At 40.3% G+C, this 26,572-nt stretch carries 22 protein-coding genes and 6 pseudogenes; 9 read left to right on the top strand and 19 right to left on the bottom strand.

Annotated elements, in window-relative coordinates; genetic code table 11:
- Positions 1–6 precede the first annotated feature (6 nt).
- The 5 genes from ACFVP7_RS10940 to ACFVP7_RS10920 form a co-directional block, all read right to left on the bottom strand.
- On the bottom strand, positions 7–171 hold the full coding sequence (locus ACFVP7_RS10940; protein WP_042975851.1) for a hypothetical protein: 165 nt from the start codon (positions 169–171) through the stop codon (positions 7–9).
- Between the two features lie 112 nt (positions 172–283).
- On the bottom strand, positions 284–559 hold the full coding sequence (locus ACFVP7_RS10935; protein WP_338733917.1) for a hypothetical protein: 276 nt from the start codon (positions 557–559) through the stop codon (positions 284–286).
- Between the two features lie 42 nt (positions 560–601).
- A complete protein-coding gene (locus ACFVP7_RS10930; protein WP_128992892.1) occupies positions 602–916 on the bottom strand; it encodes a hypothetical protein in 315 nt (104 codons plus the stop codon).
- Between the two features lie 63 nt (positions 917–979).
- Positions 980–1,882 carry a CPBP family intramembrane glutamic endopeptidase gene (locus tag ACFVP7_RS10925; RefSeq protein ID WP_128992890.1) on the bottom strand — a complete coding sequence of 301 codons (903 nt, stop codon included), beginning with the start codon at positions 1,880–1,882 and terminating at the stop codon, positions 980–982.
- Between the two features lie 78 nt (positions 1,883–1,960).
- A complete protein-coding gene (locus ACFVP7_RS10920) occupies positions 1,961–2,497 on the bottom strand; it encodes a GNAT family N-acetyltransferase (protein WP_128992888.1) in 537 nt (178 codons plus the stop codon).
- Positions 2,498–2,773: 276 nt separating this feature from the next.
- On the opposite strand from ACFVP7_RS10920, the gene ACFVP7_RS10915 reads away from it, so the two are divergent.
- Entirely contained in the window at positions 2,774–2,902 is a 129-nt protein-coding gene (locus ACFVP7_RS10915) for a hypothetical protein (protein ID WP_338733913.1), read from the top strand.
- A 127-nt stretch (positions 2,903–3,029) separates the two neighbouring features.
- On the opposite strand, the pseudogene ACFVP7_RS10910 reads toward ACFVP7_RS10915, so the two are convergent.
- Positions 3,030–3,146 (bottom strand): annotated as a pseudogene (locus ACFVP7_RS10910) (YolD-like family protein); the annotation flags it as partial.
- Positions 3,147–3,745: 599 nt separating this feature from the next.
- Between ACFVP7_RS10910 and ACFVP7_RS10905 the strand changes: the two are divergent.
- The 5 genes and pseudogenes from ACFVP7_RS10905 to ACFVP7_RS10885 all read left to right on the top strand — a co-directional run.
- Positions 3,746–5,146, top strand: coding sequence for a glycosyltransferase (locus tag ACFVP7_RS10905; RefSeq protein ID WP_375060523.1), 1,401 nt, complete (start codon positions 3,746–3,748; stop codon positions 5,144–5,146).
- A complete protein-coding gene (locus ACFVP7_RS10900; protein ID WP_029726889.1) occupies positions 5,143–6,249 on the top strand; it encodes a glycosyltransferase in 1,107 nt (368 codons plus the stop codon). The genes ACFVP7_RS10905 and ACFVP7_RS10900 overlap by 4 nt, the downstream gene beginning before the upstream one ends.
- A complete protein-coding gene (locus ACFVP7_RS10895) occupies positions 6,236–6,943 on the top strand; it encodes a bifunctional 2-polyprenyl-6-hydroxyphenol methylase/3-demethylubiquinol 3-O-methyltransferase UbiG (protein WP_071578101.1) in 708 nt (235 codons plus the stop codon). The genes ACFVP7_RS10900 and ACFVP7_RS10895 overlap by 14 nt, the downstream gene beginning before the upstream one ends.
- The gene (locus ACFVP7_RS10890; RefSeq protein WP_128422244.1) at positions 6,940–7,611 is read left to right on the top strand and encodes a glycosyltransferase family protein; all 672 of its coding nucleotides are present in this window, start codon (positions 6,940–6,942) and stop codon (positions 7,609–7,611) included. Before ACFVP7_RS10895 ends, ACFVP7_RS10890 begins: the two co-directional genes overlap by 4 nt.
- Positions 7,612–8,225: 614 nt before the next feature.
- Positions 8,226–10,448 (top strand): annotated as a pseudogene (locus ACFVP7_RS10885) (DUF4573 domain-containing protein); the annotation flags it as partial.
- Positions 10,449–12,331: 1,883 nt separating this feature from the next.
- Here the strand turns inward: ACFVP7_RS10885 and ACFVP7_RS10880 are convergent.
- From ACFVP7_RS10880 to ACFVP7_RS10865, 4 genes and pseudogenes are all read right to left on the bottom strand, one after another.
- Positions 12,332–12,709 (bottom strand): annotated as a pseudogene (locus tag ACFVP7_RS10880) (NTTRR-F1 domain); the annotation flags it as partial.
- A gap of 716 nt (positions 12,710–13,425) precedes the next feature.
- Positions 13,426–13,740 (bottom strand): annotated as a pseudogene (locus ACFVP7_RS10875) (T7SS effector LXG polymorphic toxin); the annotation flags it as partial.
- A 24-nt stretch (positions 13,741–13,764) separates the two neighbouring features.
- A complete protein-coding gene (locus ACFVP7_RS10870; RefSeq protein ID WP_014479885.1) occupies positions 13,765–14,256 on the bottom strand; it encodes a hypothetical protein in 492 nt (163 codons plus the stop codon).
- A 215-nt stretch (positions 14,257–14,471) separates the two neighbouring features.
- Complete coding sequence (locus ACFVP7_RS10865; protein WP_338733902.1) at positions 14,472–14,765, bottom strand: hypothetical protein; 294 nt, start codon at positions 14,763–14,765, stop codon at positions 14,472–14,474.
- Positions 14,766–15,859: 1,094 nt separating this feature from the next.
- Between ACFVP7_RS10865 and ACFVP7_RS10860 the strand changes: the two genes are divergently transcribed.
- Genes ACFVP7_RS10860 through ACFVP7_RS10850 form a run of 3 tightly spaced genes read left to right on the top strand, consistent with a single transcriptional unit; the run spans position 15,860 to position 18,425 of the window.
- Complete coding sequence (locus tag ACFVP7_RS10860) at positions 15,860–17,743, top strand: T7SS effector LXG polymorphic toxin (RefSeq protein ID WP_338733900.1); 1,884 nt, start codon at positions 15,860–15,862, stop codon at positions 17,741–17,743.
- Positions 17,744–17,763: 20 nt separating this feature from the next.
- Positions 17,764–18,072, top strand: coding sequence for a hypothetical protein (locus tag ACFVP7_RS10855; protein ID WP_015383727.1), 309 nt, complete (start codon positions 17,764–17,766; stop codon positions 18,070–18,072).
- A gap of 53 nt (positions 18,073–18,125) precedes the next feature.
- Entirely contained in the window at positions 18,126–18,425 is a 300-nt protein-coding gene (locus ACFVP7_RS10850) for a contact-dependent growth inhibition system immunity protein (protein ID WP_338733897.1), read from the top strand.
- Between the two features lie 43 nt (positions 18,426–18,468).
- On the opposite strand, the pseudogene ACFVP7_RS10845 reads toward ACFVP7_RS10850, so the two are convergent.
- The 9 genes and pseudogenes from ACFVP7_RS10845 to ACFVP7_RS10805 all read right to left on the bottom strand — a co-directional run.
- Positions 18,469–18,621: pseudogene (locus tag ACFVP7_RS10845) on the bottom strand (peptidoglycan-binding protein); the annotation flags it as partial.
- A gap of 84 nt (positions 18,622–18,705) precedes the next feature.
- A complete protein-coding gene (gene glnA / locus ACFVP7_RS10840) occupies positions 18,706–20,040 on the bottom strand; it encodes a type I glutamate--ammonia ligase (protein WP_003231737.1) in 1,335 nt (444 codons plus the stop codon).
- 58 nt (positions 20,041–20,098) lie between these two features.
- On the bottom strand, positions 20,099–20,506 hold the full coding sequence (gene glnR, locus ACFVP7_RS10835) for a transcriptional repressor GlnR (RefSeq protein WP_041351964.1): 408 nt from the start codon (positions 20,504–20,506) through the stop codon (positions 20,099–20,101).
- Between the two features lie 109 nt (positions 20,507–20,615).
- The gene (locus ACFVP7_RS10830; protein WP_029317829.1) at positions 20,616–21,881 is read right to left on the bottom strand and encodes an aminotransferase class I/II-fold pyridoxal phosphate-dependent enzyme; all 1,266 of its coding nucleotides are present in this window, start codon (positions 21,879–21,881) and stop codon (positions 20,616–20,618) included.
- Between the two features lie 17 nt (positions 21,882–21,898).
- The gene (hflX, locus tag ACFVP7_RS10825; RefSeq protein ID WP_396583237.1) at positions 21,899–23,161 is read right to left on the bottom strand and encodes a GTPase HflX; all 1,263 of its coding nucleotides are present in this window, start codon (positions 23,159–23,161) and stop codon (positions 21,899–21,901) included.
- Positions 23,162–23,293: 132 nt separating this feature from the next.
- Positions 23,294–23,719: pseudogene (locus ACFVP7_RS10820) on the bottom strand (stage V sporulation protein K); the annotation flags it as partial.
- The gene (locus ACFVP7_RS10815) at positions 23,685–25,385 is read right to left on the bottom strand and encodes a recombinase family protein (RefSeq protein ID WP_396583236.1); all 1,701 of its coding nucleotides are present in this window, start codon (positions 25,383–25,385) and stop codon (positions 23,685–23,687) included. The pseudogene ACFVP7_RS10820 and the gene ACFVP7_RS10815, both read right to left, overlap by 35 nt.
- Positions 25,386–25,473: 88 nt before the next feature.
- Complete coding sequence (locus ACFVP7_RS10810) at positions 25,474–25,620, bottom strand: hypothetical protein (protein WP_160171069.1); 147 nt, start codon at positions 25,618–25,620, stop codon at positions 25,474–25,476.
- The gene (locus tag ACFVP7_RS10805) at positions 25,617–26,216 is read right to left on the bottom strand and encodes a hypothetical protein (protein ID WP_396583235.1); all 600 of its coding nucleotides are present in this window, start codon (positions 26,214–26,216) and stop codon (positions 25,617–25,619) included. The genes ACFVP7_RS10810 and ACFVP7_RS10805 overlap by 4 nt, the downstream gene beginning before the upstream one ends.
- Between the last annotated feature and the right edge of the window lie 356 nt (positions 26,217–26,572).

Genomic DNA, 26,572 nt, shown 5'->3' with positions numbered 1-26,572 from the left:
CAATATCTAAAAAGCCTTGAAAACTGAATTAAAGAAAAACATCAAAATGATAATGGCTAGCACAACAACAATTTCAAAAGTATGTGAACTGCCATCTTCTTTTTCTCGTTCTTTCTTCTCCCTCATTTGTTCCCTATATTTTCTTTGTATTTCATCCTTTTTCCTATTCACCTTACTCGACCCCTTTCAACATAAAGTAAAGCCAAGCAATTCTAAAGTTTTTTTATTCCTTCTTTTGACAAGCTCGAAAATACCAATGTATAAGCGTAATGCTTAACGGATTTTAAACTCCAAATAACAAAGTCCCTCCGATAAACCAGAAAAAAGGAAAGGGAAACATAATGGCATTTAAGACAATCCCATATACAGCACACCGTTTATTTGTCTTTAGTGAAACGAACGCTAAAATGATTCCTATAGGAGAAAGTAATAATGGAAAAAACACCGGCATTCCTTGCCATGGAATTGACATAACTCCCGTAAAAAAATTAATAATTAAGATAGCTGAGATAATTGGAATCGTGATTGAAAAAATAGCTGCAGCTTTTTTAACATTCATATTGAAAGCAAGTCTCCGTTCTCTTTAAAATCGTAGTTTTATTTAGTCTTGAGAAAGTTTGTCAAAATCTCTTTCTTTCATTTCAGGCAGAGTTATATCAATCCCTAACATTTTTATTAATTCTTGTACGTAGCTTTTTATTGCAAGCATATTAAATGGAAAATCGAAATCAAATTCCTCTTTAACGCTTAGAATATCCATTGCATACGAACAATTATGCTTCATACCCAAAAGATCATCATTAAAGCTTAATACATCTTTATACGACTGATCAGATAACTCAAAGTGAGTAACTAAATAAACACTAATATGGTTTCCACCTTGAGCATCAAAATCTACTAATCTTTCATCATGAATGCTTCTTCAACATTGTCTAGATCCTCCTTAAAATCACTTTAAAACTACTGTTCTACTTAGAAATTAAACATCTTGGTCGCATTTCTCATTCTTCCGCCATTGAATAGTATTTCGGCGAGTTATCGCAACAGGTATTAAGAGTAGAGTACCGACAATAAGCAACATAAAAAAGATCACAAACAGCGAACCTGTTCCCGGAACAATTTCTTCATAGGTAATAAAGCGCTCCTCCCCCTGCAGGACGAAGAACCGAGAATTTTCGAGAAAGACCAGATGAAAAGCGATAGACGTCCATAAGCTTCCTGTTACAATACGCAGGAGTTGAAGGATGCATCCAAAAGTCAACAATAAAACGATGTAATCTAATGTGATAGCAGGTGATTCAATTCCAGCTATATATTGTAAACCACTTACAATTATTGGTGCAAGCACAAACAGGATTGATTGTAGGAGTAAGGCCATAAAACAGTTCAAACGCTTATTTAGAGCATAGTACACCGTCCCACGAAAAGTTAATTCCTCTGGAAAAGCTTCATAAAAGAAAGCGATAATCATATTTAAGAGCAATGCTGTCACTAAATGGACAGAGAAGTGAAATTGTGTAATTTTGATCCAGCCTAATAAATGGGCGATGGCGAAACCAGATCCGGATAATACAATCACATACATTGCTCCCATAATGGCTTTCGGAATAGCTTGCCTCCACCCAGACAGTCCTATAGAATAAAAGGGACTACTAGACATCCGTTTAAGAAGAATGTAGAGCAACGGGACAGTTATTAATGTGACTAAACCTGCTTGGATGCCTTGCTTCAAAAGCTTGGAAGCTCCTGCTTGGCTAGCCATTGAACCGACTAAAGTAGCAAAAAACAAAGCAAATACGAATGTTCCCCAACTGAGCAAGACAGTTCCTAACCATTTATGATGATTGTCTTGTTTTCCGCTTTTGGTGAGATGAATTTGCATTTGGATACCCCTCTCACATCATTCATATTAAGCACTATAAGCCCTACTATCACTATACGTTCTATAGCTGTTATGGTTTCAAATTCCTGCATTACCCCTCTTACAATTCCACTCTTCCTCTAAAATAGCGTAATAATATTCATCCCACCATTCATTGCCTTTCGGAATACATTTTTTAAAAAATCCTTCTCTTCTCATTCCGATCTTCTCCATAACTCGGTATGAAGGAATATTCTCAGGTTGACACGTAGCTATAATCCTATGTAAGTTCATTTCTTTAAATCCATATTCCAAGATAGCTTGGGCTGCCTCAGAAGCATACCCTTTATTTTGATAATTCGGATTAAACACCCACCCAATTTCATATGTATGTTCACCAAAATACTTATAAAAAACAATATGGCCTATAAGAAAGTCTTCATCTCTTAGTATGACAGGGAATTTTTCAGCGTTATCACCTTTGTTTTTATTTACAAATGCCTTTGCATCTTCTTCAGTAAAAACCCCTTCAGGTATATACTTCATTACATTACTATCAGATGTATACTCATGTACAGCCTGCCAATCTTTGAATTCAAATTCACGTATCAATAACCTTTTTGTTGTGATATGCATTAAAGTAACTCCCCTCATGCTTACTTGATCTTTATTTCGATATTAAGACAACAATAACCTCTTTAAAACTATCCTTATTCAACAATATTGCCTCTTACTAGAACAACTCAAGGATTACTGACTGTGAACAAGCAATGGAATATGATTCTCAAAAATAATTCCCTTACCCTTCTCTTAATTTAACAGGAGGCTTTTTTGTTTTTTAAGATAACATTAATCTTCCTTATTCATTTAAATATGATAAAATATTACATATTTAATATAGGAGGGCTTGTGTTGGAGCAAATGATCTCTTCTTCTAAAGTCGGAGTAAAAATATTGGATATTTTATTGAGAAAGGCTCATTTGAAGTTGCAAGTAGAGGTCACACTTCTTAAATATAATTTTGAGGGGGGATTTTTATGATTTGTGTCCTCCAGTAAGCTTTATCGGCTTATAAGAGACTTAAATGAAGCACTTAAATTGATTAACCATTTTAAGAATTAAACATTTCTCAAAAACAGATTTTATTTGTGGATTTACGACGCATCTCAAATAGTCTCGATAGCAATTCTTTGTTAAATTCAAGTGCCTCATAGACTAGAAGATCCATCTCTTCAATATGTTGCTCATCTAAGGACGGTTTTTCAATTTCTGATACGTCAATCAAATCTTATTTAAACTACGTTAAATGTTCTGGAAACATCATTGATGTCCATTTCATTAAATTATGTTATCTCATTGTTTATATGTACACGATGATTCTTTCTAAAGTAGTACTCAACTAGTTTCAGTTACAAAAAACATTCTATAAATCATAATTGATCCCTTTGGTCCTACCTCCACTTTGAAAGTTTGATTTAAGTTCCCTTTGCCGAAGAACAATATAATGATTGTTAGTTAAAGTCACGAAACCTATATAAAAATTTCTATCTGACCGATATTTCGTCCTTCTCCCCTGCTATAAACGTATTAAATAAAATAATGCCCTCATCGGTATTCTCCTTTAAATATATAACTCCTAATTCACCATTTAATACAGAAAGAATTAAATATAACTTTCATACAAACTGGTTAAGGCAACTTATCATCCCTATTTCCCTGAATTCCCCAACCTTGTTGATCCCCTTAAGGGAAAACTAAATGTAAAACAAATTCATCGACTTTTTCTTTAAAAAACCATTCACATTTTTACGTTTAAGCAGCATTCTCCTTTTTACAGGAAAGAATCATTCCGTCTGAACATTACGATATACATATAGTATCCGAATGATATGGCGAAGGGCGGAGGTTATAGTGAAAACGAGTATTATTGTTCTGACTTATAATCAATTAGCTTTAACAAAACAATGCTTGGAGAGCATATGGAAGCATACGAATAATGACTGTATAGAAGTAATTGTTATAGATAACGGCTCTCATGACGGTACACGTGACTACCTCAAACAGATAACTTCAATTAAGGCGATTTTTAATAAGACGAACGAAGGCTTCGCAAAAGCCTGTAATCAGGGTCTTGAAGTTGCCTCAGGGGACAATATTCTTTTTTTAAACAATGATACTGTTGTAACAAATCAATGGCTGGAGCCAATGATCAAGCTGCTTTATCAGGATGATAAAATCGGCATGGTCGGGCCTGTAAGCAATTATGTCAGCGGTCCGCAGCAAGTTCCCGTTAACTATACAAACGTTGAAGAAATTGAAGATTTTTCTCGTCTTTACTGTTTGCAGCAGCGAGGCAGGTCAAAAGCTGTATTGAGACTGGTCGGATTTTGCCTGCTTGTCAAAAAGAAGGTGTTGGATCGAGTTGGCGGTTTTGATGAACGTTTTGTAGGCGGTTCATTTGAAGATGATGATTTAAGCCTCCGCGTACTGCAAGCGGGGTATCAGCTAAAAATCGCTCTTGATTCGTTTGTCCACCATCACGGTCATGCCACGTTTACAGGCAATCCAGATTTAAGCATAAGTCAATTATATGAAGAAAACCGGCAACGCTTCATCGATAAATGGAAGGTGGATGTAACAACATTCTTTGACTCCCAGCCCCAGCTGACAGCACTTGTGCCAGCGGAAGCCGACTCTATCTTACATATCGGTTGCGGCACGGGAGCTGCGGGGACAGAGCTTTTGAACCGGCAATCCTGTTTATTGTATGGGATTGAAAAGGATGAGTTATTACAGACCATTGCAAGCCCCTATTACGAACAAGTCATTTCGGCAGATGTGGAAACATGCGACCTCCCTTACCCTGAGTCCTTTTTCGATGTAATTTTGATCGGTGACCTTTTAAACTGCTCAAAAAATCCCAGACATACAATTGAGACTCTTGCCGTTTATCTAAAGCCTTCTGGCTCGCTGATTTGCAGCATCCCAAATACTTCCTATGCAGATACATTTTTCTCTTTATTATGTGGTGCATCGACGTACACACATTTCATCACACCTCGCAACGTAAATACCCTATTTCCTGAATATCTTTATGACATAAAATCCATCACCTCCCATTCCTCCGATACTGTATCAAACATACAGCTTTTTTTACAAGAACTTCAATTCCTTGCCGGGCAATTTGGTTTGTCTTTGGATCACTTGTCAAAACATGCCCATATTGATTACATGTTTGTCCATGCCATAAAGAAAAAACAGAATAAAACGGAGGTGGCGATGTGATTTCAATCAGTTTATGCATGATTGTAAAAAATGAAGAGGCTGTTATTGGCCGATGCTTAGATTCTGTGCAGGAGATAGCTGATGAGATCAATATTGTGGATACCGGGTCAGTTGACAAGACGAAAGACATTGCTGCTCGCTATACAGACCGAATCTTTGATTTTAAATGGATTGACGATTTTGCGGCAGCCCGAAATTTTTCGTTTCAGCAGGCGACATCCGACTATATCTTATGGCTTGACGCCGACGACGTGTTTACCAAGAAAGATCAAGAGCTGTTATTGGATTTAAAAAGAACGCTTGACCCGGATATAGACGCGGTCTCAATGAAATACCATTTGGCTTTTGATGAAGAAAATAACGTCACATCCAGCTTAAGGAGATACCGGCTCGTAAAACGAGAAAAGAGCTTTAAATGGATCGGCGCGGTTCATGAATACCTAGAAGTATATGGGAAACTTCACCACAGTGATGCAGCGGTTTCTCACCTGCCACTTAGTCATGACGCGGATCGCAACCTCCGAATTTATGAAAAAATGGCCTCGTCAGGAAAGGATTTTTCTCCAAGAGATTTATTTTACTATGCGAACGAGTTGTGTGATCACGGAAAAATGGAGCAAGCGATTGAGTACTATTTACGTTTTTTACAAACGAAGCAGGGATGGGTCGAGGATAATATCAGAGCGTGCAATAAATTAGCAGACTGCTACCATTCACTGGGGCTGAAGGAAAAAGAATTAAGCTGGGTGCTCCACACGCTCGTCTATGGACCGCCTAGAGCAGAAACCTGCTGCAGGCTGGGATACTCTTTTTTAGAAAAAAACGATTTTCAAAGTGCGGTCTATTGGTATGAAAAAGCAATAGAAAACAAAGGAGCAGAAAACCTGGCTTTTCAAAACCGCGCCTGCGCGACCTGGCTTCCCCACCTGCAATTAGCCGTCTGCTACGATAAACTCGGCCAGCATCAGCTTGCCTATCAGCATAATGAATCGGCATTGCAATACCGTCCCCATGATTCAAGAATGCTAGCCAACAAAAAATATTTTGAAGATATTCTAAAGATGCAGACCGGCTCCGGGGGTGAACATCATGGAAATCAATAAAAATTCACTTGCTGATTCTATGAAAGAGTATGAGCTAAAAGATAAAGAGTATTACAAAGGCATCAACTGGCAGCTATTTGATCTGATAGAACCGCATGCGAAAACCATTCTTGAAGTCGGATGTGCTGAAGGCTTGTTTGGCGCAGCTGTGAAGGAAAAAACGAATTGCTCCTATTATGGGATCGAGTCTTATCCACCAGCTGCCGAAAAAGCAACACATTATATTGACGAAGTAATAACGGGAGACATTGAAACACTGAAGCTGCCTTTTCAAAAAAACACATTTGATCACATTATCTTCGGTGATGTTCTGGAGCACTTAATAGACCCGTGGGCAGTTTTAGGTAACATCAAGCCTTACGTAAAAGAAACAGGGAGTATCTTGGCAAGCATCCCGAATATCGGACATATCTCGATTTTTGAAAGTCTGCTGTCCGGCAAATGGACGTATATACAGGCAGGGCTGCTCGATAAAACACACTTCCGTTTTTTCACCTTGGAGGAAATGAAAAAGATGTTTCATGAAACAGGCTACAAGATCAGCCAAATCGAGCCTATTGTTTTTACGACTCATTATTATGAAAAAATGATCAGCAAACTTGCTTATGTCAGATCATGCATGGGAATTCACCATGCAGATCTTGAGGAGGAGGCCAGAGCCTATCAATATGTCATAAAGGCAGAGAAAAGATGAATCAGCATACAAACGAAAATTCAATTAGCTTCATTACATGTGTGAATGACGATACCCTTTATGATCTCTGTCTAAGACATATTCAGTCTCTTTCTGTACCGCCGCATATGAAGGTAAAATTAATCAATATCCGAGACGCAGACAGTATGGCGTCCGGCTACCAGGCGGCAATGGAGGACTCTGACTCAAAATATAAAGTGTATTTACATCAGGACACATTTATCATCAATCGTTCCTTTATTTATGATATTCTCCATGTCTTTCAGCACAATGATCAGCTTGGCATGATAGGCGTTATAGGAGCTGAAGAAGTGCCGCAAAGCGGGATTTGGTGGGAGGCTTCTAAAAAAGCCGGAAAAGTCATTGAATACCGCAGTACGTACAACTATTTATTATTTGATGAAATTGATGAAACTGTGAAAGCAGTTCAAGCATTAGACGGTTTATTACTGGCGACTCAGTACGATGTTCCATGGCGAAAAGATATTTTTAACGGATGGCATTTATATGATACTTCTCAATGTTTTGAGTTCAGAAAAAAAGGATATATAGTGGGCATCCCTCATCAGAAAGAGCCTTGGGTCTTACATGCATGCGGCAACGAGTTTGATACAGACCAGTATTCTTATTACCTTAAAAAATTTTTGGAGGAATATTCCGAGACATGATAAGGTTTCAATACCGCGACAAAGAAACCTACTGTTTAAAAGTAGGTTTCTTGTTTCATATGCTTGAATTTTTTTAAAAAAGTGATTTTTTAATTCTCTATTATTAAGGGAACCTAATAGCATTTATATCTAGATTTAGTGCGCTGCTGCCACTCACATTACTTACTGTAGTGAAGATTATCCTAATCTCATAAGAAGTCGTGCCTGTGACCGTTGTAGCATCTACATACGTTGTAGCAATTGGAAATCTTGACGTAATTGCAGCGTTGACATTTCTTTGGACGGAGCGTGTATCTACTAATACTCCGTTTCTATAAATTCTGGTTTGAAAAGTAAAGTTTGAGTTAGCTGTCGTTGTAACATCTACAGAAATGGCAAGGTCTAATTTTATTAATTGTCCTGCGACTGTTGGCACACTTAAAGTACCAATCGACGTTTCAGTACCGTTAATAGCAAGCGGAACGGGGCCTGCTATTTCACTGTAAAACAGCTGTGGATTTGCCCCGGTTGAACCGGTTGGTCCGGTTGGTCCTGTTGCACCTGTTACTCCGGTTACTCCGGTTGATCCGGTTGGACCGGTTGCTCCGGTTGCTCCGGTTGATCCAGTTGCACCAGTGGCTCCAGTTACTCCCGTTGCTCCAGTTGCACCAGTTGCTCCGGTTGATCCTGTTGCTCCGGTTGATCCTGTTTCTCCTGTCACTCCTGTAGCTCCCGTTGATCCTGTTGATCCGGTTGATCCGGTTGATCCGGTTGATCCTGTTGGACCGGTTACTCCTGTTGCGCCAGTTTCTCCTGTTACTCCCGTTGATCCTGTTGATCCGGTTGCTCCAGTTTCTCCGGTTGCTCCCGTTGATCCCGTTGATCCGGTTGCACCTGTTGATCCGGTTGGTCCGGTTGGTCCTGTTGATCCTGTTGATCCTGTTGCACCTGTTACTCCAGTTGATCCTGTTACTCCAGTGGCTCCCGTTGATCCGGTTGGACCGGTTGGTCCTGTATCTCCAGTTGATCCTGTTACTCCAGTTTCTCCAGTTGATCCTGTTACTCCAGTTTCTCCAGTTGATCCTGTTACTCCCGTTGCACCAGTTACTCCCGTCGCACCAGTTTCTCCGGTTGGTCCAGTTAATCCTGTTACTCCAGTGGCTCCGGTTACTCCTGTTGGTCCGGTTGATCCTGTTACTCCTGTTGCTCCCGTTGATCCTGTTACTCCTGTTGCTCCCGTTGATCCGGTTGCACCTGTTACTCCCGTTGCTCCTGTTTCTCCGGTTGATCCTGTTGATCCGGTTGATCCTGTTACTCCTGTGGCTCCTGTGGCTCCGGTGGCTCCGGTGGCTCCGGTTACTCCCGTTGCTCCTGTTGATCCTGTTGGACCGGTTGGTCCTGTATCTCCAGTTGCACCTGTTACTCCTGTTTCTCCTGTTGATCCTGTTGATCCTGTTGCACCAGTTGCTCCGGTTGCTCCTGTTGATCCAGTTGCTCCTGTTGATCCAGTTAATCCTGTTACTCCAGTGGCTCCGGTTACTCCCGTTGATCCGGTTGGTCCGGTTGCTCCAGTTTCACCGGTTGGTCCTGTTGGACCGGTTACTCCTGTTGCGCCAGTTTCTCCTGTTACACCAGTTTCTCCTGTTACTCCGGTTGCTCCGGTTACTCCCGTTGCACCTGTTGCTCCGGTTGATCCGGTTGATCCTGTTGATCCTGTTTCTCCAGTTGGACCGGTTACTCCTGTTGCGCCAGTTTCTCCGGTTGCACCAGTTGCTCCTGTTGATCCTGTTGATCCAGTTGCACCTGTTACTCCAGTTGATCCTGTTACTCCTGTTGATCCGGTTGATCCTGTTACTCCTGTTACTCCTGTTACTCCAGTTGATCCTGTTGCTCCCGTTGATCCGGTTGCACCTGTTACTCCAGTTGATCCTGTTTCTCCTGTTGGACCGGTTGGTCCTGTATCTCCAGTTGCACCTGTTACTCCAGTTTCTCCAGTTGATCCGGTTGATCCTGTTGCACCAGTTGATCCGGTTGATCCTGTTGCACCAGTTGATCCTGTTGATCCAGTTAATCCTGTTACTCCAGTGGCTCCGGTTACTCCTGTTGGTCCGGTTGATCCTGTTACTCCTGTTGCTCCCGTTGATCCTGTTACTCCTGTTACTCCTGTTGCTCCCGTTGATCCGGTTGCACCTGTTACTCCCGTTGCTCCTGTTTCTCCGGTTGATCCTGTTGATCCGGTTGATCCTGTTACTCCTGTGGCTCCTGTGGCTCCGGTTACTCCCGTTGCTCCTGTTGATCCTGTTGGACCGGTTGGTCCTGTATCTCCAGTTGCACCTGTTACTCCTGTTTCTCCTGTTGATCCGGTTGATCCTGTTGCACCAGTTGCTCCTGTTGATCCTGTTGATCCAGTTGCACCTGTTACTCCAGTTGATCCTGTTACTCCAGTGGCTCCCGTTAATCCGGTTGGACCGGTTGGTCCTGTATCTCCAGTTGATCCTGTTACTCCCGTTGCACCAGTTACTCCCGTCGCACCAGTTACTCCCGTCGCACCAGTTTCTCCGGTTGGTCCAGTTAATCCTGTTACTCCAGTGGCTCCGGTTACTCCTGTTACTCCAGTGGCTCCCGTTGATCCGGTTGGACCGGTTGGTCCTGTATCTCCAGTTTCTCCAGTTTCTCCAGTTGATCCTGTTACTCCCGTTGCACCAGTTACTCCCGTCGCACCAGTTTCTCCGGTTGGTCCAGTTAATCCTGTTTCTCCAGTGGCTCCGGTTACTCCTGTTGGTCCGGTTGATCCTGTTACTCCTGTTGCTCCCGTTGATCCTGTTACTCCTGTTACTCCTGTTGCTCCCGTTGATCCGGTTGCACCTGTTACTCCCGTTGCTCCTGTTTCTCCTGTTGATCCTGTTGATCCGGTTGATCCTGTTACTCCTGTGGCTCCTGTGGCTCCTGTGGCTCCGGTTACTCCCGTTGCTCCTGTTGATCCTGTTGGACCGGTTGGTCCTGTATCTCCAGTTGCACCTGTTTCTCCTGTTGATCCGGTTGATCCTGTTGCACCAGTTGCTCCTGTTTCTCCTGTTGATCCAGTTGCACCAGTTGCTCCTGTTGATCCAGTTAATCCTGTTACTCCAGTGGCTCCGGTTACTCCAGTTGATCCTGTTGCGCCTGTTGATCCTGTTGCACCTGTTACTCCAGTTGATCCTGTTGATCCTGTTACTCCTGTTACTCCTGTTACTCCAGTTGATCCTGTTGCTCCCGTTGATCCTGTTGATCCTGTTACTCCTGTTACTCCAGTTGATCCTGTTACTCCAGTTGATCCTGTTGATCCTGTTACTCCTGTTACTCCTGTTTCTCCTGTTGCGCCTGTAGCTCCTGTTGCACCTGTTACTCCTGTTGATCCTGTTACACCTGTTACACCTGTTACTCCTGTTGCTCCCGTTGATCCTGTTGCACCTGTTACTCCAGTTGATCCTGTTACACCTGTTACTCCTGTTGATCCTGTTACACCTGTTTCTCCTGTTGCTCCCGTTGATCCGGTTGCACCTGTTACTCCAGTTGATCCTGTTACTCCTGTTACTCCTGTTGCGCCTGTTGATCCTGTTGGACCGGTTACTCCAGTTGATCCTGTTACTCCTGTTGTTCCCGTTGATCCGGTTGCTCCTGTTGCTCCCGTTGATCCTGTTGCACCTGTTACTCCAGTTGATCCGGTTGCACCTGTTACTCCAGTTGATCCTGTTACTCCTGTTGCTCCCGTTGATCCGGTTGGTCCAGTTGATCCTGTTTCTCCTGTTGCTCCGGTTGACCCAGTTACTCCCGTTGCACCAGTTGATCCTGTTGCTCCAGTTGCTCCAGTAACTCCTGTTGGACCGGTTGGTCCTGTATCTCCAGTTGCACCAGTTACTCCTGTAGCTCCTGTTTCTCCTGTTGCTCCTGTTGCTCCGGTTGGACCGGTTACTCCGGTTGATCCAGTGGCTCCTGTTTCTCCTGTTGCACCAGTTACTCCTGTAGCTCCTGTTGGTCCTGTTTCTCCTGTTGGACCTGTTGCACCTGTTACTCCAGTGGCTCCGGTTACTCCTGTTGGTCCTGTTAATCCTGTTACTCCTGTTGATCCGGTTGATCCGGTTGATCCGGTTACTCCAGTGGCTCCCGTTGATCCGGTTGATCCGGTTGATCCTGATACTCCCGTTGGACCGGTTGATCCTGTTGCTCCGGTTGCGCCTGTTGCTCCCGTTGCACCAGTTTCTCCTGTTGTTCCTGTTACTCCTGTTGGACCGGTTGGTCCTGTTTCTCCAGTTGCACCTGTTTCTCCGGTTGATCCTGTTGCTCCTGTTGATCCTGTTACTCCTGTTGCTCCTGTTGCTCCCGTTGATCCTGTTGATCCTGTTACTCCTGTTGCTCCTGTTGCTCCTGTTGATCCTGTTGATCCTGTTGCTCCCGTTGATCCTGTTGCTCCCGTTGGACCGGTTGATCCTGTTGCTCCGGTTGCGCCTGTTGCTCCCGTTGCACCAGTTTCTCCTGTTGTTCCTGTTACTCCTGTTGGACCGGTTGGTCCTGTTTCTCCAGTTGCACCTGTTTCTCCGGTTGATCCTGTTGCTCCTGTTGATCCTGTTACTCCTGTTGCTCCTGTTGCTCCCGTTGATCCCGTTGCACCTGTTGGTCCAGTCGGTCCAATTCCCCCAGCAGACTCTATTAAAGAAACATCATCAATTAGAACAGACCCAAAAGTAGTTTTGCTTATTACCACTACTGCGTTTACTGCTTCAGCGGGGGTTTCAATTGTTCTATATATTTCATTCCATGTATTAAATGAGACATTTGGCAAATTTCCGGAAGCAATGATAATTTCCTGTCCGCCTTCAATCTCTTCGCCTTCACTGTTAACAAATAAAATTTGTATAGTTACTTGGGGACTTGAATTGTTTCCAATTCTCCCAAGCGAAACGATGAATATCAGAGATTGTCCAGAAACGACAGGCACGATCTGCCCTAAAAAAGCATACGGCTGGTTACTGAAAAACTGTGCGGAATATCTTCCAGAATGGGCAAAAGTATTAATAACGGACGTATTTGCAGAAGCCCAGCCCGTCAGATTGCCTGTTTCAAAACCTCCATTTACAATCACATCATTCACTCAACTTCATTCCCTGCCTTTTTGAATAGTTCCAGCTATTATATGCAGGAAAAATGCCATCGGTCTTTCACTTCGCTAGCTGAAATAAAAAAAGATGAATGCCCCGAATCACTTTTTCTTCCAAACACTGTAAAGACCGGTACATGGAACCTGAAAAGAAGAAACAGTAAATTAGCTTCTTAGACGGCCGAGAAAATGAAGTTTGGACTTGATTTAAAGACAGAAAAAGCTTTTCGGGAATTTGCAATGCGATTGAGGATTTCACATATCCTAGATTGAGAAGCGGACGCTAATGAAGAAGTTTTATCAGACTAAGAAAGAGCAACTCAAAGTCAAAAAAACGTTTTATAAAAGCTGCTGGCAAGGGTACCAACAGCTTAGCTACTATTATCACAAGATTGCTATTTTATTTAATTAAAGTTGCGCCTAACAAATCTTTGCTTGTCCCATTTCTTATATATTGGTGACTAGGAGATATCATAGTTCTTTCCCCTATTAAACGGGACATTAAGGTTTTCTCTCTGGATTATCAAATGGATATAATTTTAAGTATAGACATAGTTATCACTAAACCTGAAAACAAATACTTAAACATTCATTTGGATTTTTAAATCTTTTGCAAGCGTTTTGGAGCCTAATAGCCCTTTTAAATATTTCAATTCCTTTGACCAATTCACTTTTTTATCCTCTTAAGATATTTATTCAATGATGTTATTCAGAATGTCTTTCATCGTTTTCTTTTGTTCAGACATAATGAATTTTGATTTTGTGTAATCGTTAGCCAGCTCATGTTTTAAAAAGGACTCTTCTATGTAAGCATCTTCACATCTTTGCACTTACAAGTTTTGCAGAAATGATGCTTAAGAAAGCAATTTCCATGTCAATCCGATCGATACATTGATCTGTAATGCCGGCATGATCAAGATAAAATGCTTTAATGTTGTCTGCACCCTTCCCGGAAAACTCGCTGTCACCCAAGTCAGCTAATTCTTAAAAGCTTTTCTTAGCTTCATCAGTTGATTGAAAGCTCTTTGCGGCTTTCTTTTTTATTTCTCGAATTGTTTGTCATTGAGTAAAAATATTAGCGCCTCTTCAATTTCTTTTTCTAAGTCATTATTATTTAAATCGAATAAAGTTCCACAACCCGTCCCTTTATATCCACCGTAGTAATACCACAAATCCATTGTGAAACAGTCTAATTCTTCATCATCACAGACTATTGCAGGTTGATAGTAATTAATTGCTATTTGTGAACGGTATTCTTTTTCAAAACATCTCTCAGCTGTAAAATCATTTAGCACATCTCCATCTATGTCTCTACAAACTTTGATGCTGAGATTTGGTTTATCCTGAGCTTCAAAAACACCTGCATACTTATTCTGCAGCTTTTTCGATACTACTTCCCCCAGGCTCTCCAACTCAAATATCACTTGCTTTAATTCTTGATTTATATCCTTTTCTGGAATCTGTATATAACCCTCATCGAGCGGACTTTGATTTTTCTGTTTCTTGAGTAATTGACTTAAAGCTTTCCACACAGTATTGTCCTCCTATGATAGCTTCTTTAGACGTGCCTCTATGAAAATGGTCATTTGGTGATCAGCTTCACGAAATGTCTCAGCAAATGTTTCAATTCCGGTCTCCTAGAAACATGGCGTTCGATAATCATGCCCACGGAAGCCCTAACTGCAACATTCTGCGATTCATTACCGACCTTGTCAAAGGGATACTAAATAAAAAAAGAACCTTTATTTTACCATTGGCTTACTTTTGAAAATTTATAAATTATTATTATATTGAAAAGTGTTGGTATGATGTATACAAGACCAGTTCCAAGTAGACCTATTACTGAACTAGCAATTAATAATATGCTGAAGACTGGTTTATTATTTGTCTGGATTGAAGCAAGCATGGTTATAATTCCCGCCAAAGCACCTAAAAACCATAAGTTCCCCAAAGTGTAAGAGTCATCTAAAACCGCAAACAGTTGAGCCAGTACAGAAAAAACCGCTCCTAATCCCCCGGAGAAGATAGTCAATTTTTTCATAGAAATCACCTTTTTGAAAATTGATTTAGATTTCAACGTAATTATGGATTTTTTTGGTCATTATGTCAATGATAATCATCCACCTTGCTCATCTTATTATTGCTGGTAGAAGTATTGAACAATGGAATTATCACAGAGTTTGTCGAATTATTTATACGTATTGCTTCCTTAAGCATGGAATTATTTCCCTAATTAAAAATTTAGTACATAGACTTATTAGTGACATAGATAAAAGTGACCCTGCTTTTTAGCAGTGCTGCTCCATAATTTATTACCTATTAACATAAAAAATCCCTTAACACCAATAGTGCCAAAGGGTTGAAAGATTAATACTGAGACAACTGTTCGCGTTCTAAAGAATATACTTGCGTGCGGAACATGATTCTTTAGATAAAAGAGCTAATCTATAACAATCAAAACTCTTACTTATCAAGTGTTTCAGCAAATTCATTCGTTTAGATTTGTAATACATTAAGTATGATTAGTTAATTTTTTTGGTCAAATTTTGGTCTTAATTTTTGGTCAAAAGCATGTTTTATGAATAATATGCTTACTACCTAGGAGGGAGTTAATCACTTCTATTAAATCATTGATTTGATGGGATTTATAACAATATTTTTGTGCAAAGTTTGCGCAAAAATATATTTGGAATTCTTTTTGCTTGTTTACTTTTTCCTCCCTCTAAACTTTTGGGAATAATAATATATCAGATAAACAATCAGAAAGACTAATGTAGCCATGGCAACATAGTATAATGGCAGCGCCAAAAAAGGAGCAAAATTCGCTATGACCATCAGTATAATGATGGCTATTCCATATAAACTTATAAAGCGTAGTAATGCCATATTATCTCCCCTTGCTGTTTTCATCATTTTAACAAAAAAAGTAAGGTGCTAAAGGGCTATTTTTGTTATGCGATATCCATGCATGGACTGAAACCGCCTGACTGCGTAAACGGTCTTCAATTAATTCAGATAGGTAAAATGACACAGATCAAATTAATCATTTCTCACTTTTGAATCACATCCGTGTCTATTTCATCATTTTCCCATGGTAAAATCTTGTTGGAGCTATTCAAACGAAAGGATATGATCATGAAAGTATTTGAAGCCAAATCACTGCTTTCAGAAGCAGATAGACGTGCAAAGGAATACAAAGAATTAAGAAGTCAGATGGTCAATCTAAAAAAGGCTTTTAAAGCTGTAGCTGATTTAGATGACAGTGAGTTTTCCTGCAAAGGCGCCGACAACATTAAAGCATTTTATCAAGACCATGCAGGTGTAGCTGACAATTGGATTGACTTACTTGATATGAAAATTGCTTTCTTGACAAGCATTTCAGGCACTCTAGAGGACGCCAGCTTATCTGATGCTTATATAGAAGAATCCTTCTTAGAACACGAGCTGGCTAACGCCTACACCAAGTCAAAATCTATTATGTCTGAACAAAAGAAAGCCATGAAAGATATCTTACATGATATCGACGATATCCTTCCGCTTGATCTGTTTTCAACTGAGGACTTTAAAGACGAACTCGCCGATGCGGAGGAGAAACGCAAAAAAACAGTCGATAAACTAGGCAGCGTGGACGAAGCACTTGTTACTGAATATGCCCAATCAGAGCCAAACGAGCAATTCATCAAGAAGGACTTCCAAAAGCTTGAGGAATCCACAGGCAAAGGCAAGAATGCTACACCCATCCATTACAATGCCAAAGCTTATCGAGAAAGTGATATACATAAGAAAAAAGGCGATATCGAGAAACAGACTGAAGCTTATTTGAAGATCAAGAAAGATGAAGCAAAAGAACGAGAAATCAAAGAGCTAAAGAAGAAACTAGCTGACAGAGTTACGGACCCGGATGAATACTTAGAAATTGCCAAGAAAGTCGGCTATGAGAATCTTACCCCTGCACAGCTTGAATTTGTTTCATTTCTTGAACAGCGTAAAGCTTTCATGGATAACGGAAAAGAAGTGTTGCGAATCATAGGTGATGGCGCTAAAGGGGCAATTGTTGGTGTATACGATCTTGCCAAGGATACCGGTGAAGGAGCTATTCAATTCGGATGGAATATCGGTTGGACAATTGACAAACTTAACAAAGATCCTCAAAAAGTGCTGGATACAGTTCTGGAATACGACTATCAAGCTGCCTTTCAAAGTATGGTTGACACATTGAAGGATAATTGGGATAAAAAAATGATTCACGGGGATGCATATACACGGATGCACTATGTTACTTATTTGGGCGGAAGTCTTCTGTTATTGAAAGGTGGAAAGTCCTCTGTCTCAACAGGATCGAAGGATCTTGCTACAGTTGGGAAAGTAGCTAGTGGCACAATTAAGCAAAGTGGTCAGACCGTAAAACAGTTTATCAAACCTCCTGTCAATCGGTACACTCCTGTATTAGAAGGGATTCTTCAGGATGCTGAGAATACCATTAACGTGAAAAATACTCCGTTATTAAAACGTATTGCAGAAAATGAAAAAAGCAGTGTACTCTTCAAGTCAGAAAAACCAAACAGTGGGAATCATAGAGATACTGGCAGTTTTAATGTTAATATTCCTGATAGTAGCATTAAGCACTCAGACATAGGTGATTTTACTAAAAACCCGAAAACAGGTGATATTTCAAAAATGAAAGGTGGAGGACATGGACAAAGTAACATTGAATTTCTTGAAAAAAATAATATAGACTATAACATAAATAAAGTATATGAAAATGGTGTTAGAGTAGGTAATGTCCCTGGACACAAGGTGAAAGCAAAAAGATCAGGCTCCAATCAATCTTGGTTTCCCGAAAGTTGGAAAGAGTCTGATATTGCAGCAGCCGGTGCAAAGATTGCTGAATTACCCGAATTCGCTAATGCAGAAAATGGTGTGACTATATTCGGAGAGTATAAAGGTGTTAGGGTTGGAGTTATTAAAACAAATGGAGAAATAGGAACCATTTTCCCCGATGCAACTAAACAACCATAGACAAAGTATGGAGGATCAATATGAATTTAGAGAAGAAAATGGAAGCAATATTAATTAAAAGAAAAAAACTTAATCTTAATGATGACTATGGAATTCAAAAAAGTTGGGATGAAATAATTGAAGTGCTCTCAGAAAATGAAGAAAATACAATTAGCTATCTAGAAAATTGTAATAAAGAAGATTTATATTGGATCAGTGAGGTATTTGAAGATTTAGCTGAAAGTTTACAAAGTAAAGAACTTATTAATTGTTTAAGAAAATTAGATGAAAAATACCCTGACTTAGAAATGACAAATGATATTGATATAGCAGAAAGTTATTTAGAGTAAGATAAGTACTATCCCTTAGATTTGAAGTTAATCGTTCTTGGTGGTGATAAGTAATGATTGAAACCGAAATTTCTGATCCTGTATTTAGATTTCTCGGTGGACATTTCCACCAAGATATAGAGTCTCCGGAAGAGGCTCTTAATGAATATCTAAATGAAGCATCACAAAAACTAAAAGAAAAAGATTTAATCGCACTAACTGAATTTGTAAATAGTGATTATTCTGAAGCAGATAAGAATGAATTTTTAGAGGAAATAGCTGATGGTATATACTTTCCTGAAGATGATATAACTCCATTAGAATGGCTTAAGCAAGTCACTGAACAAATTAAAAAACACCTTAAAACAATATAATTATAAAAGGAGCCCCTCTCTTTTCTAAGAAGGGCTTCTTTTATTATTTCAATTTCTCTTCAATGTTCGCTTTTGTCTTAGGTCTATAAATGCCATCAGCAGAAAGGCCACTTACTGACTGGGACTGTTTGACCGTATTTGCTGTTTTTGGTCCATACACGCCGTCAATGCCGTTATTCTTCGCCCCTTTGTCTGGTGTTACAGGATCTATATTAAATTATTAAATTGTTTAACAAATCAAAAAATCCCCTGACACCACTAGTGCCAAGGGATTGAGAGATTAATACTGAGACATATACTGTTCGCGCTCCCAAGGATGTACTTGCGTGCGGAACATATCCCATTCGATTTCTTTTGCTTCGATGAAGTGTTCGAATAGGTGCTCGCCCAGCGCTTTGACCATGACTTCGTTTGATTTGAATTCTTCTAGCGCTTCCGCAAGTGTTGCTGGAAGGTCAACGATTCCGTTTTCCATGCGCTCTTCTTTGCTCATCACATAGATGTTGCGGTCGATTGGAGCCGGCGCTTCCAGTTTGTTTTTGATTCCGTCTAATCCTGCAGCAAGCAATACGCTAAGTGCAAGGTATGGGTTTGCAGCTGGGTCTACGCTGCGTACTTCAACACGTGTGCTGATGCCGCGAGAAGCCGGGATACGGATAAGCGGGCTTCTGTTTTGCGCGCTCCATGCTACATAGCAAGGTGCTTCATAGCCAGGAACAAGACGTTTGTAAGAGTTTACTGTCGGGTTTGTTACTGCTGTAAAGCTTGTTGCGTGCTTCACGATACCTGCAATGAAGTGTTTCGCTGTTTCACTTAACTGAAGATCTGCGTTTTCGTCAAAGAATGCGTTAACACCATTTTTGAAGAGTGATAGATTGCAGTGCATACCTGAACCGTTCACACCGAACAATGGTTTTGGCATAAATGTCGCATGCAGGCCGTGTTTGCGGGCAATTGTTTTGACAACTAGTTTAAATGTTTGGATGTCATCACAAGAGCGGACTGCTCCAGCATATTTAAAGTCGATTTCGTGCTGACCAGGTGCTACTTCGTGGTGAGACGCTTCGATTTCAAAGCCCATCTCTTCAAGCTCAAGTACGATATCGCGGCGGCAGTTTTCTCCTAAATCAGTTGGAGCTAAGTCGAAATATCCGCCTTTGTCGTTTAGTTCAAGCGTTGGCTCGCCTTTTTCGTCCAATTTGAATAAGAAGAATTCAGGCTCAGGTCCAAGGTTAAAATCACTGAATCCGAGGTCTTCCATTTCTTTCAGAATCCGTTTTAAGTTGTTTCGCGGGTCACCTTCAAAAGGTGTGCCATCCGGATTGTAAATATCACAGATGAAACGTGCTACTTTACCTTTTTCAGCTGTCCATGGGAAGATAACAAATGTATTTAGATCTGGATACAGGTACATGTCTGACTCCTCGATACGAACGAATCCCTCAATAGAAGAACCGTCAAACATGACTTTATTATCAAGCGCTTTTCCAAGCTGGCTTACAGGAATCTCAACATTCTTGATTGTTCCAAGAATGTCAGTAAATTGAAGGCGGATATACTTCACGTTTTCTTCTTTTACTAATTTTTCGATATCTTCTCTAGTGTACTTTGCCATTTGGTAAAATTCCTCCTCTTAAAAGGTAAATGTATATAGCAAAACAGTTGCTAACGGATTAATGAAAGAAGCGGGACATGTCGCCTTGACGGAATGTATTCCCTCTTTGAAAACGGCCGGCTTGCATGAGCTCGTTTTTCAGGAGCTGTCTCAGTTCGTCATCGGACAGATCATGTTTCATTGGTTTTTTCGTCTTCTCGTTTTGTTTTTGTGCTGGCTCGGCTTCGGCTTTCGCCAGAATTTGTTTAATTCCTGCCATGTTTACACCTTGTTCTATCAGGTGCTTGATTTCTAACAGTTTATCTACATCATGAAATGAAAATAATCGTCTATTCCCTTCACTTCTGGCTGGAAATATTAGTCCATTTTCCTCATAATATCGAATTTGTCTTGCTGATAACTCAGTTAACTGCATGACAATTCCTATTGGAAATAAAGGCATTGAGCGGCGAATATTATCACTCATCTCAATTTCCTCCTTTTCTTAACTTAGTTTCATTATAGGTGATGTTATATTATGTGTCAATACGATGTAAGGATTCTTAACATCAAATCCAGAGAAATTTTTAAAAAATTTAAATTAATTGCTTTTCCATCAATGAATCCACTGCACTGCATATGGCATTCTTCACATGCGAATAGGTTAATCCTCCCTGAACATACGCTACATACGGCGGGCGGATAGGGCCATCAGCTGATAATTCGATGCTTGCTCCTTGAATAAACGTGCCTGCTGCCATAATGACATCATCCTCGTATCCAGGCATGTAGGCTGGATAAGGCGTCACATGAGCATTGATTGGCGATGCAAATTGAATAGCCTGGCAAAAAGCAATCATCTTTTCTCTGTCAGAAAACTCAACGGATTGTATTAAATCCGTTCTTTTCGCATCCCATTTCGGGTTTGAAGTGAAGCCGAGTTTTTCAAGGAATCTCGCTGTAAACACCGCTCCCTTTAGACTTTGAGACACAACATGAGGCGCCAAAAAGAAGCCTTGGTACATTTCTTGGAGCGAGTAAAGAGATGCCCCCGCTTCTCTGCCGATGCCGGGTGACGTCATACGGTATGAGCAAGCTTCAATCCATTTCGCTTTTCCGACGAGGTAGCCGCCTGTTTTCGCAAGGCCGCCGCCGGGATTTTTAATGAGAGATCCCGCCATCAGGTCGGCTCCGACATGGCAAGGCTCAAGCTCTTCCACAAATTCTCCGTAACAGTTGTCCACAAAGACGATCAGATTTTCATTGATTTCTTTTACAAAACGGATCATTTCTTTTATTTCACTAATTAAGAAAGAAGGGCGATTCGCATATCCTTTTGAGCGCTGAATGCCGATTACTTTTGTCTTCGGATTGATCGCAGCGGCGACTGCATCATAGTCTATCTTTCCGTCTTTCGTCAGATCAACCGCATTATAGCCGATTTGAAAATCCTTTAACGAACCAGCGTTTTCTCCACCCCTGACGCCCACAATTTCCTCTAGCGTATCATACGGCTTGCCCGTGATATAAAGGAGCTCGTCCCCCGGTCTGAGGACACCGAACAAAGCAATTGAGATGGCATGTGTGCCTGAAATGATTTGCGGCCTTACAAGCCCCGCTTCTCCGCCAAACACATCCGCATATATGCTTTCAAGCGTGTCTCTTCCGATATCATCATAGCCGTATCCAGTAGACGGCGTGAAATGAGTGTCGCTTACTTTGTGTTTTCTATAGCTTTGAAGCACTCTCCACTCATTTCGCTCGCTGATTTCTTCTATTTGTTTATGAATGCCGGCAATGTCCGCTTCCACTTCCATTGCCGTTTTCTTCAATAATTCTCCGTGTGTTAATGTGTCAAACATGTCTTTATTTTTCCTTCCTACATATACTTCTTTAATTCACCGATGATACTTTGCTTTTCTTGGACATAGCCGGATATGTCATACTGTTCATTTTCTTCATTAAAATAGAAGCGGTCTACCATCGTTTCCGATTTGATTCTGGAAAGGAGCTTCCCTTCACTTGCCGGCACATGTGCTTCAAAAGACGTTAACAGTTCTTGGCGCAAATAGCGCTGAATCGCTTCTTTAAAGGCTGCAGCGTCGTCCTCAAATTTCGCACTGACCATAATGTGATCCCTTCCGGCGGACGGTATAAAATCAGGCAGTTTTTGATCACGTTTATTGTAAGCCGTCAGCATCGGGATATCATCTGCTTCAAGCTCCTCGAGAAGCCCAAGCACTGTTTTTTCATGTCCCGCATAATCCTCATTTGAAGAATCAATTAAATGCAGGATCAAATCCGCTTCTTTTACTTCCTCAAGCGTTGAGCGGAATGCAGCAATCAATGTCGTCGGAAGATCCTGAATAAATCCTACTGTATCTGAAAGAAGAACACTGTAGCCGCTTGGCAGGACCATTTTTCTGGTCATTGGATCGAGCGTGGCAAACAGGAGGTCTTCTTCATAGCTGTCAGCACTCGTCAGGCGGTTGAACCATGTTGATTTCCCTGCGTTTGTATAGCCGACAAGCGCAATTTGAAGCACACCGTTTTTCTTTCTTCTTTCACGGTATCGGCTTCTATGGCGAATGACAGTGGAAAGCTGTGTGTTGATTTCATGAATGCGATTTCTGATATGGCGGCGGTCGGTTTCCAGTTTCGTTTCCCCGGGACCTCTTGCCCCAATTCCTCCGCCTTGCCGGGAAAGGTTGATCCCTTGTCCCGTCAGACGCGGCAGTGCATATTGCAGCTGAGCCAGCTCAATTTGAAGTTTGCCTTCTCTCGTTCTCGCCCGCTTTGCAAAAATATCTAATATCAATTGCGTGCGGTCAATCATCTTCACTTCAATTGCTGTTGCCAATGACTTCAGCTGACTTGGCGACAGTTCATCATTAAAGATGAGGAGATCAGCTTCAAGCTCTTCCACCAGTGCCTTCAGCTCTTCTACCTTCCCTTTTCCTATATATGTAGCGGCGTCAGCCCTGTTCCGTTTTTGTGTGACGCTGGTCAGTACTTTTCCGTCTGCTGTTTTCGTCAGAGATGCTAGCTCTTCCATAGAATTTTCAAAATGCTCATCCGTGATATGCGGCAGCTGACATCCGACTAAAATGGCTTTCTCCTGAATCGTTTCTTGTTCGTTCAAATGGATGTTCCTTTCTTTTGCATATTGGGCAGTAGTATTATCATACCAAACCCTGCATGTGTATACCACAAATCGATTGCTTTGAAAAGCGGAAATACGAGCAAAAAACAGACCTCTCAAAAACAGAGAGGTCTATGCAGATCCAGATGCTTCTTCTTTAATGGAAAGATCTTGGCTTTTGATGGTCATCAAGTCGCTTTTTAAGTATTGGTCTCCCATTAAAAGCCTCATGGCTTGTGCTCTGATCGATTTTTCGATCACATTTCTGACAAAACGTCCATTGCTGAATTTAATGGGACTTGTCGTGCTTTTCACTGTCATTAAGTAATCTTTCAATTTCCATTCAGCTTCTTGACTGAGCTGGTATTCCCTTTCATCGATCATTCGTTTCGCAATCTCCATGAGCTGGGTCACAGAGTAATCCGGAAAATCAATGGAGATGGGAAATCTTGATTGGAGTCCGGGATTTAACGAGAGAAAATGATCCATTTCCCGTGAATATCCGGCGAGTATCAAAATAAACTCATGCTGTTTGTCTTCCATATGCTTGAATATGGTTTAGTCTTTTATGCGAGTTTATAAACTCCCCTCCCTGCTCGCCGTTAAGAAAATCCACATGGCTGTTTTCATTATTAAGTGAAGAACTTTTCCATACAACTTCCATGTGATCATCATCAAACAGAGTTACTTTTTCAATGAAGAAATCAAGGAATTGCCGTTTTTCTTCTATTGTAATTTCATTTTTAATCATTTTAGAGAACGAGCCAATATACTCGATCATTTTTTGTTTTTTGTCTTCAGTTTGTTTATTTGCAGCCAATTGTGAATTAATTATTTTAATCTCATTCTCAATATGCTCTTTGTTCTGTTCCAATGGCTGAGACAGTTGGTCGAACATACTTTCTTTAATTTTCCCTTTCCCAAAAAGAATTACATAATTTGCAATTTCTTCATCTATCTCACCGAGTTGTTTTTCTAGTCGATTTGCTTTTGCTTTGAGATCATCGATTTTCTTTTGATCAGACGCTTCCTCTAAAAATGATTCTAGAAATTTCTCTGGATTCTTCATGAGTTTTATAAACCAGTTCCAAAAAACTTCATCAACGATATCGACTCTCCAGTTCTTACCTTCACACGAAACAACTTTCTTGCCATTTTGATATCCTTTTGCAGTCTTTGCTCTACAAGAATAATACTTATATACGCCTGATTTAGTTTTAGAAGTTATTCCTGAGCCACATGCCCCTCCACAACGGCCGCATTTCGCCTTGTTTTTCAGCAAATAGTCTTTAGTAGCTCGACTTCTTCCCTTAAAGTTGCTCTTCAATCGCTCAATGATTTGCTCTCGTGTAGCTTTATCCCACATTGGAGGAATCTTTATCAATATCCATTCGTCTTTGTTTGTCGGCACCTGTTTCTTCTTACCGTTAATTTGAACAACTTTTGACTTTCCATAATAAAAATCACCTGTGTAATCTTCATTCTGCAACATTCTACTTACAGTTGCCTGATACCAAGTCTTTCCGTTAGGAGCAGCAACTCCCCTTCTTGAAAGTTCTTTAGCAATTTCATTCGAGGACATTTTTTTGTTTAAGAGCATATCCTTCATTTCAAGCAAAATTTCTTTTTCTTCTTCGTTATACTCAGGAAGATCTGTCACTGTATTAAATTTGTACCCATACAACCTTTTAAATGAAGGAAATTCACCTTTCTTTGCTTTAGCCAATCTTCCTCGCTTTGAGTTAGCATGAATTTTCGCCTTATTGTACTGTGCAATTGAACCTTGAATGTTGTACATCAGCATTGATTCAGGATCATGAGGATTTACTTCAAATTCAATAAACTCGATATCAACACCCATACCCCATATTCTTCTTGATACCACACCCTGTAAGGTGTTATCTCTAGTTAGACGATCTGGGTGTAATACAATGAATTTTTTTCCTAGTCCTTTTTCTAATAAATATAAGGCGTGATTAAGAGCTGGCCGGTTTGGATCATCTCCCATGCCCCCCGGTTCAACTAACGCAATTATTTCGCTTTCCTTGTATCCAAATTTAGAGATTGCTCTTTCTTTACACCTTTCTATTTGTGACTCAATTGAAAAACCCTTATTAGCTTGATCTGTTGTTGATACTCTGGCATAAATCAATGCATTAATTTTGCCAATCAAATGCATTATATTGTCCGTACTTAGCTTTTGATCTCCCTTTAATATAAGCAATAGATCATAACCTCCATATTGCTTTATCTTTTATGTCTGTATATAAGCACAAGTATACCATGGGAAAAACAGGTATACTTGTTTTACCTTATGCTTTTTTATACTTGTACATTAATGTAGCTGCAAAATCATAAAATTCTTTAGTTGATATCACCTCTTCAACCCAATTTTCTACATCCTGATTAATAACTGTGGTTACCTTATAGTTTTCTGCGCATTCTCTTCTTTTGCTCATTGATGCACCACTCCCATAGATGACTTGTCATCAATGTATGAATTAAGTGGGTTGTCCAATAACTTGGATTTCTTTATCAATTCATCGCAAAGTTTGTTTAGATAATATGTATAATTCACTTTCTTTTTCATCCAGCGCACTTCTGTACCGATCTCTTCACAAATTGCTATCGGGATACTGGACTTGTTAACTTTATTCTTATATGTATGTTCCAACTGTTTTTCAGCTATGTTCTTATATGTAAGGAAATCATTAATATGTACGAAATAAACTTTGTTTTCCGGCTCTCTAAATTGAAACAGAAATCCTGGAATGATGTTTGGGTATTGTGTTGCTTCCTTTAAATATTTAATCTGCTGCGGCTTTATGATTTTCTCGCTGAAGGAAATGGACTTACTTTTTGTCGACTTAAGCTCAAAGGGGAACAAGTACCCCTTAAAGAACAGAAAGCAATCATATTTGTTTTTTGATACTGCTGCCCCTCTTTTCAAGAACATTGGATTAACATCTTTAATCCGGTAAAAGAACAGCTTCTGATCTGCTGCTGATTTTTCAATGTTCGCTTCAAAAACTTTTCCTTGATTGTTTGCTCCCAATCAATCACTCTCCTAATCTATGTTGTAGGCAAAATCTGGATATGTTAAAATTGATCTTGTATTATTCCGTTGAATGTTGGAAAGGTGGTCAAAATGAACCTATATTTAATTCCAGCGCTCGTTATTTCACTTTGTCTTAATGTTGTTTTATACATTCAATTAGCAAAGAATAAAACTGCTGAATCCAATAAAATAGGATGGAAAGAAAGGATTGGACTTAACAACCCCTTAACAGCTTTGATTTGGGCTTTTCTTTGCATTTCAATAGTGTTAAGTCTCTTTGGCTTATTAGTTGGACTTTTCAATTCATAAATCCCTTAAAACATCCACTAATTTTATTTTTATTCTAAATAAAA

This window comes from Bacillus sp. SG20033 (genome assembly GCF_044570195.1).
Taxonomy (GTDB): Bacteria; Bacillota; Bacilli; order Bacillales; family Bacillaceae; genus Bacillus; species Bacillus subtilis.
Note: the sequence above shows the minus strand (reverse complement) of the source record. Positions and strands in the feature narration are given on the sequence as shown.